This window comes from Roseospira visakhapatnamensis, assembly GCF_014197915.1.
GTDB lineage: Bacteria > Pseudomonadota > Alphaproteobacteria > Rhodospirillales > Rhodospirillaceae > Rhodospira > Rhodospira visakhapatnamensis.
In genome coordinates, this window is sequence record NZ_JACIGK010000008.1 from 146,866 (window position 1) to 156,780 (window position 9,915).

At 67.9% G+C, this 9,915-nt stretch carries 5 protein-coding genes; all 5 read left to right on the top strand.

Going from position 1 to position 9,915, the window contains the following annotated elements; all coding sequences use genetic code 11:
- The first annotated feature begins 21 nt into the window (after window positions 1-21).
- Window positions 22-4,584 (top strand): glutamate synthase large subunit, encoded by a 4,563-nt coding sequence (gltB, locus tag GGD89_RS07120; RefSeq protein WP_184043549.1) that lies wholly within the window; start codon window positions 22-24, stop codon window positions 4,582-4,584.
- Between the two features lie 100 nt (window positions 4,585-4,684).
- Window positions 4,685-6,010: a lytic murein transglycosylase gene (locus tag GGD89_RS07125; protein ID WP_246422805.1), complete on the top strand. Its 1,326-nt coding sequence runs from the start codon at window positions 4,685-4,687 to the stop codon at window positions 6,008-6,010.
- Window positions 6,011-6,689: 679 nt separating this feature from the next.
- Window positions 6,690-7,667, top strand: coding sequence for a septal ring lytic transglycosylase RlpA family protein (locus GGD89_RS07130; protein WP_184043551.1), 978 nt, complete (start codon window positions 6,690-6,692; stop codon window positions 7,665-7,667).
- 191 nt (window positions 7,668-7,858) lie between these two features.
- Window positions 7,859-9,082: a D-alanyl-D-alanine carboxypeptidase family protein gene (locus tag GGD89_RS07135; protein ID WP_184043579.1), complete on the top strand. Its 1,224-nt coding sequence runs from the start codon at window positions 7,859-7,861 to the stop codon at window positions 9,080-9,082.
- 79 nt (window positions 9,083-9,161) lie between these two features.
- Entirely contained in the window at window positions 9,162-9,824 is a 663-nt protein-coding gene (gene tmk, locus GGD89_RS07140; protein WP_246422812.1) for a dTMP kinase, read from the top strand.
- Window positions 9,825-9,915 lie beyond the last annotated feature (91 nt).

Genomic DNA, 9,915 nt, shown 5'->3' on the forward strand with positions numbered 1-9,915 from the left:
CGACCGAGAGGAGTCCCGGCCATGACCGAGATGCAGACCAAGGACGGCGCCGCCGTCGTGGCCGAGTGGCGCGCCAACGCCGATCGCCTTCGCGCGGCCCATGCCTACGATCCGTCGCTGGAGCACGATGCCTGCGGGGTCGGGCTGGTGGCGTCCATCGACGGCCAGCCCCGGCGCCAGGTGGTGGTGGCCGGGATCGAGGCGCTGAAGGTGCTGTTCCATCGGGGCGCGGTCGACGCCGACGGAAAGACCGGCGATGGCGCCGGCATTCACGTCGAGATTCCCCAGGCGTTCTTCAAGGAGCACATCTCCGCCACCGGCCACGTCCCCATGAACGGGCGGCTGGCGGTGGGCATGGTGTTCCTGCCCAAGACCAACCTGACGGAGCAGGAAGAGTGCCGCTGCATCGTCGAGACCGAGATCCTGGCGGCCGGCTTCACCATTTACGGCTGGCGCCAGGTGCCGGTGGACATTTCGGTGATCGGCGAGAAGGCCAACGCCACGCGGCCCGAGATCGAGCAGATCATGATCTGCAACACCAAGGGCGTGGACGACGACCAGTTCGAGATCGACCTGTACGGGGTGCGGCGGCGCATCGAGAAGAAGGTGCAGGCGGCCAATATCCAGGACTTTTACATCTGTTCGCTGTCCTGTCGCTCCGTCATCTACAAGGGGCTGTTCCTCGCCGAGCAGCTCACCAGCTTCTATCCGGACCTGCTGGACGACCGCTTCGAGTCCAGCTTCGCGCTCTATCACCAGCGCTATTCCACCAACACCTTCCCCACCTGGTGGCTGGCCCAGCCGTTCCGCATGCTGGCGCACAACGGCGAGATCAACACCGTCACCGGCAACGTCAACTGGATGAAGGCGCATGAGACGCGCATGTCCACCGGCGTTCTTGGCGCCGCCATCGAGGACGTGAAGCCGGTGGTGCGCAACGGTGGCTCCGACAGCGCCTCGCTGGACGCGGTGTTCGAGCTGATGTGCCGGAGCGGCCGAGAGGCGCCCATGGTCAAGGCCATGATGATCCCCGAGAGCCTGACCCAGAACGCCACGCTGCCGCAGGCTCACGCCGACCTGATTTCCTACTGCAACTGTGTCATGGAGCCCTGGGACGGTCCGGCGGCCATCGCCGCCACCGACGGCCGCTGGGTGGTGGCGGGCGTGGACCGGAACGGCCTGCGCCCCATGCGCTATTCGGTGACCCGCGATGGCCTGCTGGTGGTCGGCTCGGAGACCGGCATGGTGCGGCTGGTCGAGGCCGACATCGTCCGCAAGGGCCGGGTCGGTCCGGGCGGCATGATCGCCGTGGACCTGCGCGAGGGGCGCTTCTACGAGGACAGCGACATCAAGGATATGCTGGCCGCGCGGCATCCCTATGGGGACTGGGTCAAGCGCATCACCATGCTCGATAGCCTGATCCAGGGCGACAGCTGCGAGCCGGCTGGCCTGTCCGGCGAGGCCCTGAGCCGCGCCCAGATGACCTTCGGCCAGACCATGGAGGACATGGAACTGATCCTTCAGCCCATGGTCGAGGAGGCCAAGGAGGCCACCGGCTCCATGGGGGATGACACGCCGCTGGCGGTGCTGTCGGACCACTACCGGGGCCTGCATCAGTTCTTCCGCCAGAACTTCAGTCAGGTGACCAACCCGCCCATCGATCCGCTGCGCGAGACGCGGGTGATGAGCCTGCGCACGCGGCTGGGCAACCTGGGCAACATCCTTGAGGAAACGGCCGAGCAGTGCGAACTGCTGCAACTGGAAAGCCCGGTGCTCACGACCGCCGAGTTCGAGGCCATGCGGCGCTATATGGGCCAGACGGCCAGCGAGATCGACGCCACCTTCGATCCGGCCGGGGGCGAGAACGCCATGCGCCAGGTGATCCAGCGCATCCAGCGCGAGGCCGAGGACGCGGTGCGTGGCGGCTGCACCCACCTGATCCTGTCCGACCGGGCGGTCGGACCGACGCGGGTGGCCATCCCGATGATCCTGGCCGCCGGCGCGGTGCACACGCATCTGGTCCGACAGCACCTGCGCACCTTCACCTCGCTAAACGTGCGGTCCGCCGAATGCATGGACACGCATTACTTCGCGGTGCTGATCGGCGTCGGCGCCACCACCGTGAACCCCTGGCTGGCGCAGGACAGCCTGGCGGACCGCCATCGGCGCGGCCTGCTGGGGGACCTGTCGCTTGACGAGGTCATGGCCCGCTACAAGAAGGCGGTCAACGACGGCCTGCTCAAGATCCTGTCCAAGATGGGCATTTCGGTGATCAGCAGCTACCGGGGCGGCTACTGCTTCGAGGCCATCGGCCTGTCGCGCTCCCTGGTGGCCGAGTTCTTCCCCAACTTGATCTCGCGCATCTCCGGCATCGGCCTGGGCGGCATCCAGAGGAAGGCGCTGGCCCAGCATGCCCGCGCCTATGATCCGGCGGTGGTGGCGCTGCCGGTGGGCGGCTTCTACCGCTATCGGCGCGGGGGCGAGGCGCACCAGTACGACGGTCGCCTGATCCACGTGTTGCAGCAGGCGGTGACCACCGAGAGCTACCAGACCTTCCGCCGCTATACCAAGGGCCTGCGGGAGCTGCCGCCGATCAACCTTCGGGACCTGCTGGACTTCAAGCACGTCAGCCAACCGATCCTGATGGACGAGGTGGAAAGCACCAACGCCATCCGCCGCCGTTTCGTGACTCCGGCAATGTCGCTGGGGGCGCTGTCGCCGGAGGCGCACGGCACGCTCAACATCGCCATGAACCGCATCGGCGCCAAGTCCGATAGCGGCGAGGGTGGCGAGGATCCGGAGCGCTACAAGCCCCGGCCCAACGGCGACAACGCCAACTCGGCCATCAAGCAGGTGGCGTCGGGCCGCTTCGGCGTCACCGCCGAATACCTGAACCAGTGCCGCGAGATCGAGATCAAGGTCGCCCAGGGCGCCAAGCCGGGCGAGGGCGGGCAGTTGCCCGGCTTCAAGGTGACCGTGGAGATCGCCAAGCTGCGGCACTCGACGCCGGGGGTGACGCTGATCAGTCCGCCGCCCCACCACGACATCTATTCCATCGAGGATCTGGCGCAGCTCATCTATGACCTGAAGCAGATCAACCCCAGCGCCCGGGTCACCGTAAAGCTGACCAGCCGCACCGGCATCGGCACGATCGCCGCCGGCGTGGCCAAGGCCAACGCCGACGTGATCCTGGTGTCCGGCCACAACGGCGGCACCGGCGCCAGCCCGCAGACCTCCATCAAGTACGCGGGCCTGCCCTGGGAGATGGGCCTGTCCGAGGTGCACCAGGTGCTGACCCTGAACCGCTTGCGCCACCGGGTGCTGCTGCGCACCGACGGCGGCATCAAGTCGGGGCGGGACGTGGTCATCGCCGCCATGCTGGGCGCCGAGGAGTTCGGCGTGGGCACGACCTCGTTGATCGCCATGGGCTGCATCATGGTGCGCCAGTGCCACACCAACACCTGTCCGGTGGGGGTGTGCACCCAGGATCGCGCGATGCGGGACAAGTTCACAGGCACGCCGGAGAAGGTGGTCAATCTGTTCACCTTCATGGCCGAGGAGGTGCGCGAGATCCTGGCCTCCCTGGGCCTCCGCTCGCTGAACGAGGCCATCGGCCGCACCGACCTGTTGCACCAGGTCAGCCGGGGATCGTCGCACCTGGACGACCTGGACCTGAACGCCATCCTGGCCACGCCGGACAGCGGCGGCCTGCCCGTGCACTGCACGCTGGAGGGCCGCAACGAGGTGCCGGAAACCCTGGACGCGCAGATGATCGACGACGCCCGCGCGGCGCTGATGGACGGCGAGAAGATGCAGCTCACCTACGCGGTGCGCAACATCCACCGCGCCGTGGGCACCAAGCTCTCGCACAAGATCGTCACTAAGTACGGCATGACGGGTCTTCAGCCTGGGCACATCACCGTGCGCCTGCGGGGATCCGCCGGTCAGTCGCTGGGGGCCTTCGCCGTCCAGGGTCTGAAGCTGGAGGTGTTCGGCGACGCCAACGACTACGTGGGCAAGGGGCTGTCGGGGGGCACCATCGTGGTGCGGCCGGCGGTGTCCAGTCCACTCGCCTCGCATGAGAACACCATCATCGGCAACACGGCGCTCTACGGCGCCACCGCCGGCAAGCTGTTCGCCGCCGGTCAGGCGGGCGAGCGCTTCGCGGTGCGCAACTCCGGCGCCCAGGTGGTGGTCGAGGGCTGCGGGTCGAATGGCTGCGAGTACATGACCAACGGCGTGGTCGTGATCCTGGGCGAGGTGGGCGCCAACTTCGCCGCCGGCATGTCGGGCGGCATGGCCTTCATCCATGATCCCAAGGATCTCCTGCCGCTGCGCATCAATCCGGACTACGTGATCTGGCAGCGCATCCAGGTGGATCACTACGCCGACATGCTCAGGCGCCTGGTGGAGGAGTACGTCGCCGAGACCCAGTCGCGGTTCGCGCAGCGCCTGCTGGTGACCTGGGACCAGGACATCGGCGCCTTCTGGCAGATCGTGCCGAAGGAGATGCTGGACAAGCTGGAGGTGCCGGTCACGGTGGACGGGACCGATCCGCGCGCGGCCGGCACGGCGGCGGAGTAGGGCGGCCCGGCGAGGTCGGGCGCGGGGACCGCTTCGGATCCAATTGTTCGGGGGCGCCGTCTGTGGCACACAGGGGGCGCCTCACCGTTGGAGACCCGGAATGTCACCTCCCACCCGCTCCCGTCCGGCTGGTCAGCCGCTGGCGGGCCGATCCATGGCCATCGGCGCGCTGGCCGTTCTGCTGACCTTGCCGGCCTGCGCCCAGGCACCGGTGCCCGGTCCCCGGCCGGCCGATCCCGCCGCCACCGTTGCTCCGGCCGGCACGACGTCGACCCAGGAAGCCGCGTTCGCCCGCTGGCTGAACGGCGTGAGGACCGAGGCCATTCGGCGCGGCATCCGCCCGACCACCGTGGATCGCGCGTTCGCCGGCCTGTCCGCCAACCCCCGGGTGGTCGAGCTGGATCGCCGTCAACCCGAGTTCACCAGCACGTTCTGGGGGTACTTCGGCAAGGCCGTGTCCGACACCCGCGTCGAGACCGGGCGCGCCATGCTGGCGCGGCATCGCGCGCTCCTGGAGCGAGTCTCGCGGCAAACCGGCGTGCCGCCCGAGGTGCTGTTGGCCTTCTGGGGCCTGGAGAGCAACTACGGCAGCAACACCGGCGGTTTCAACGTGATCGAGGCCCTGGCGACCCTGGCCCACGACGGGCGCCGGGGCGCCTTTTTCCGGGAGCAGTTGCTGACGGCGCTGGAGATCCTTGACCAGGGGCATATCACGCCTGAGGCCATGCAGGGTTCCTGGGCCGGCGCCATGGGGCAGATGCAGTTCATGCCCACCACCTTCCGCGATCATGCGGTGGATGGCACGGGCGATGGCCGCGCCGACATCTGGACCTCGGTGCCGGATGCCTTCGCCTCGGCCGGCGCCTTCCTGTCGCGCATCGGCTGGCGGGCCGGCGAGCGATGGGGACGGCAGGTGCGCCTACCGGCCGGCTACGACCATGCCCGCTCCGGCCTGGACCAGTGGCAGCCGCTGGCCACCTGGCGCGCGCTGGGGGTCACGCGGGCCGACGGCGGGCCGTTGCCCGGCGGTCCGCAGATGTCGGCGGCCCTTTTGATGCCCGCCGGACACCGGGGACCCACGTTCCTGGTGTATCACAACTTCCGTGTCATCATGCGCTGGAACAACTCCAGCTTCTACGCCCTGGCCGTGGGGCATCTGTCCGACCGCATCGCCGGACAGGGGCCGTTGATCGGTGTGTTCAACCGCGATCAAACACCCCTGCGCCGCGACGATGTGGAGATCCTTCAGGGGCTGCTGAACGGGCTGGGCTATCAGGCCGGGGCCCCCGACGGTCTGTTGGGGCCGAACACCCGGGCGGCCATCAAGCGGTTCCAGGCGGCGCGAGGGTTGCCCGCCGATGGCTATGCCGATCCCGCGTTGCTCGCCCGGGTGCGGCGGGCCGCCGCGGGCCTTGATCCGACCTGACCATGGGCCCGTGATCGTTCTGGAAACCGCAATATGCTGTGTTTCAGACCGCGAAGTGTGTACCATGGGTAGGGCGTTGGGGGGTAGGCATGGTCGGCGTCCTGCGGAACCACGACCAGGACGGCGGTCTCTGTCGGCGGTGGATCCGGGCAGGCGGGGCAGGGGGGGACGGCGCCAACCGGACCCTGCGCCGCGTGTCCGTTTGTGAACGCGCCCTTTGTTTTCGACGGGTGGCTCACAGTCTCCATGGGGTCTTTCGTCAGACCTTGTCCGGCGGGTTGCCAGGATTCGCCAAAGTCGGTATAGTTCAGCTCTCTACTCAACATTGTGCTGTCGTGACTTGATCTGATCTCGGGATTGTAGCGGGTCCCTTCCGATCTTCCAGGCTCACCGTTTTTCGTTGTATCGTCCGGTGTAATGCCAACGATCCTTGATCATGACCGCTGATGTTCGTGGCCGGCCCATGCCCCCGCTCTCCCATCGTTTCCGTGGGGCAGTATCCGAACGGGTGGCCGGATGGGGGAGCGGGCTGGTGCAGCCCAGGCACCGCTTCGCGGTGCCCGTTTTTTGAGATGGGGCGCTCGCAAGGCGCCCCGGGGGCGGATGGGTCACGCTCATCCGCCGCTGGTATGGTACGGTCCTTCGCCGTGACCGTTGGCACAAAAGGAAGAGTGCGATCATGCGAGTCCATGGGCAGTGCGCCGCGTCCTTCCCCGACCCTGTCCGAGTCCGTCATCGATCCCGTGCCCTGACCGTCCTGTCCGTTGGCGTGGTCCTGGTCTCGCTTCTGGGACTCGCGGGCTGCGCCGAGACCACCCTGGCCGTCAACACGGCCAAGATCATCGCGCCGGATGGCCAGCAGGGCCAGTCGTCGGCGGGGCGCTACAAGGTTGGAAGCCCCTACCAGATCCGCGGTCGCTGGTACACGCCGGCGGAGGACATGGGCTATGACGAGGAGGGCATGGCCTCCTGGTACGGTCCGGGCTTCCATGGCAAGAGCACGGCCAATGGCGAACGCTTCGACCAGAACGCCCTGACCGCCGCCCATCCGACCCTGCCGATGCCCTCCATGGTGCGGGTCACCAACATGGCCAACGGGCGGTCCGTGAACCTGCGCGTCAACGATCGTGGACCGTTCTCTCACAACCGCATCATCGATGTCTCCAAGCGGGCCGCCGAAATGCTGGGCTTCCGGCGCCGAGGCACGGCGCGGGTACGCGTGACCATCCTGGAAGAGGAAAGCCTGGCGCTGCGCCATGGCAACAGGAGGCCGGCGACCACCGCCGTGGCCCGGCCGGTCAGCGCGACACGTGTCGTGCGTCCGGTCGCCACTCCGCCCGTCGCGCGGCAGGCCGCCGACAGCGCCAGATCAACCGCCGGGCAGGCCTTCGTGATCGCGAACAGGCCCGCGCCCGCGCGCGATGAGAGTCGATGGTACGTCCAGGCCGGGGCCTTCTCCAACCCGCTCAACGCCTCGCGGGCGGCGGAGCACCTGGAGTCGCTGGGACCGACCGCGCTGTCGCCGGTGACCACCGAAACCGGCGCCAACCTGTTGCGCGTGCGTGTCGGACCGGTGGATACGGGCCGACAGGCCGCCCGTCTGTTGCAGGTGGTCCGCTCCTCCGGGTATCCTGCCGCTCGTGTGGTGACGCACTGAGCGGTCCCCGGTCCCGTCTCGCGGCCAATGGTTCACAAGGCGCGCTCTGGATCGGCACATTTCCGTTTGAATAAAGCGGGTTCAAGATGTCTTTTCAGAGCTTGTGTAAGAACTGGTCCGGGCCACGCCCGGGCCTGAGTGATCGGTCGACGCGAGACGCGCCGATCTTGAGGATCGTGCCGATCATCCTGATGGTGGCGGTCCTGATGGTGGTGCTGGCCTCGGGTCCCGTCATGGCGCGCGCCCAGGCCATCGAGACCAGCGCCCGCGAGGCGCTGCTGCTGGACGTGGGCACCGGCACCGTTCTTCTGGACAAGAACGCCACGGTCCCCATGCCGCCGTCGTCCATGAGCAAGCTGATGACCACCTATATGGTGTTCGAACAGCTCAAGGCCGGCCGCCTGTCGCTGGACAATGTCTTTTCGGTCAGCGAGAACGCCTGGCGAGAGGGTGGAGCCGCCAGCGGCGGCTCGACCATGTTCCTGGAGCCGAACTCCAACGTCCGGCTGGAAGATCTGTTGCGCGGCATCATCGTGCAGTCCGGCAATGACGCCTGCATCGTCGTGGCCGAGAACCTGGCGGGGTCGGAGGAGGCATTCGCCGAGGCGATGAACCGGCGCGCCGCCGAAATCGGCCTGACCGACAGCACCTTCGAGAACTCGACGGGGCTTCCGCACCCGGATCACCTGATGACGGCCCGCGATCTGGCCACCCTGGCGAACCGCATCATCACCGACTTTCCGGAGTATTATCCGTACTATTCCGAAAAGGAGTTCACCTACAACGGCATCACGCAGCACAACCGGAACCCGCTGCTCTACAAGAACGTGGGCGCCGACGGCCTGAAGACCGGGCACACCAGCATCGCCGGCTATGGCCTGACCGCGTCGGCGGAGCGCAACGGGCGCCGCCTGATCCTGGTCCTCAACGGCCTGGACAGCACGCGAGCCCGCACCGAAGAGGCCGAGCGTCTGATCTCCTGGGGGTTCCGCACCTTCGAGACCGTGACCATGTTCAAACCCGGCGACACGGTCACCGAGGCCGAGGTGTGGATGGGCGAGACCGAGACCGTGCCGCTGGTGCTGCCGGAGGGGCTGACCGTGACCATCCCGCGCAACGCGCGCCGGGCCATGACCGTGACCGCCCGGTACGAGGGGCCGGTGCCGGCGCCCGTCACCCAGGGGGACCGGGTCGCCACCTTGGTCATCGAGGCGCCGGGGATGGAGGACATGGCATTTCCTCTGCATGCGGGAACCAACGTCGACCGCATGGGCCTGTTCAATCGCATGTTCACCGCCTTGAAGTATCTGGTTCTGGGACTCGCGTTGCCGGACGCCCTGAATGGAGGCGGGGACCAAGCCGACGGCCAGGGCGCGCGCGTGGATGGGCCGCCGCCATTGCGGAGCCCGGCCTGACGCCGCCCCGAGCCTGTGGTGGGCGGTCAGGCACGACGCCCATGGGGCCGTCGAACCGATGATAAAGAGGGGGAATGGGATGCGGGGCCGCTTCATCACCCTGGAAGGCGGCGAGGGGACCGGGAAGTCCACGCAAGCGCGTCACCTGGCCGCCTGGCTTCGGGCACGGGGACACACGGTGGTGGAAACCCGGGAGCCGGGCGGGTCCTCCGGCGCCGAGGCCCTGCGCGCGGTGCTGGTGGACGCGCCCGTGGACGGCTGGGACGCGGTTGGCGAGGCGCTTCTCCTGTCGGCGGCGCGACGCGATCACTTGCGCCATGTCATCTGGCCGGCGCTGCGGCGCGGCGATTGGGTGGTGTGCGATCGCTTCGCGGATTCCACCCTGGCCTATCAGGGCCATGGTCACGGCCTCGCTCCGGAAACCCTGGAAGTCCTCTATGAACTGGTCGCCGGGCCGTTCGGTCCCGATCTGACCCTGGTCCTGGATCTGGATCCGAACGTGGGCCTGATGCGCGCCCGCGCCCGTGGCGCCGTGACCCGTTTCGAGGCCCTGGACATCGCGTTCCACGCCCGGGTGCGGCTGGGCTTCCTGGACATCGCCGGTCATGAACCGGAACGCTGCACGGTGATCGCGGCCGACGGCGACGAGGACACGGTCACGGCGCGGACGATCAAGGCGGTGCAGGCGCGCATCGAGGCGTGGTCCGCCGACGAGGGCATGCTCACCGGACGCGTGTCCTAGCAGTCTGTCGGATTTGGGCGGGCTCGGGTAGAATCGGTCTATGGCTCAAGTCATCAGGATCGGGCGATGGCGAACTTCATCTCGGACGATC

What these genes read in the sequence shown, in the direction of transcription:
- tmk (WP_246422812.1), top strand. Translation starts at nt 9,162, where the DNA reads ATGCGGGGCCGCTTCATCACCCTGGAAGGCGGCGAGGGGACCGGGAAG.
- GGD89_RS07130 (WP_184043551.1), top strand. Translation starts at nt 6,690, where the DNA reads ATGCGAGTCCATGGGCAGTGCGCCGCGTCCTTCCCCGACCCTGTCCGA.
- GGD89_RS07125 (WP_246422805.1), top strand. Translation starts at nt 4,685, where the DNA reads ATGTCACCTCCCACCCGCTCCCGTCCGGCTGGTCAGCCGCTGGCGGGC.
- GGD89_RS07135 (WP_184043579.1), top strand. Translation starts at nt 7,859, where the DNA reads ATGGTGGCGGTCCTGATGGTGGTGCTGGCCTCGGGTCCCGTCATGGCG.
- gltB (WP_184043549.1), top strand. Translation starts at nt 22, where the DNA reads ATGACCGAGATGCAGACCAAGGACGGCGCCGCCGTCGTGGCCGAGTGG.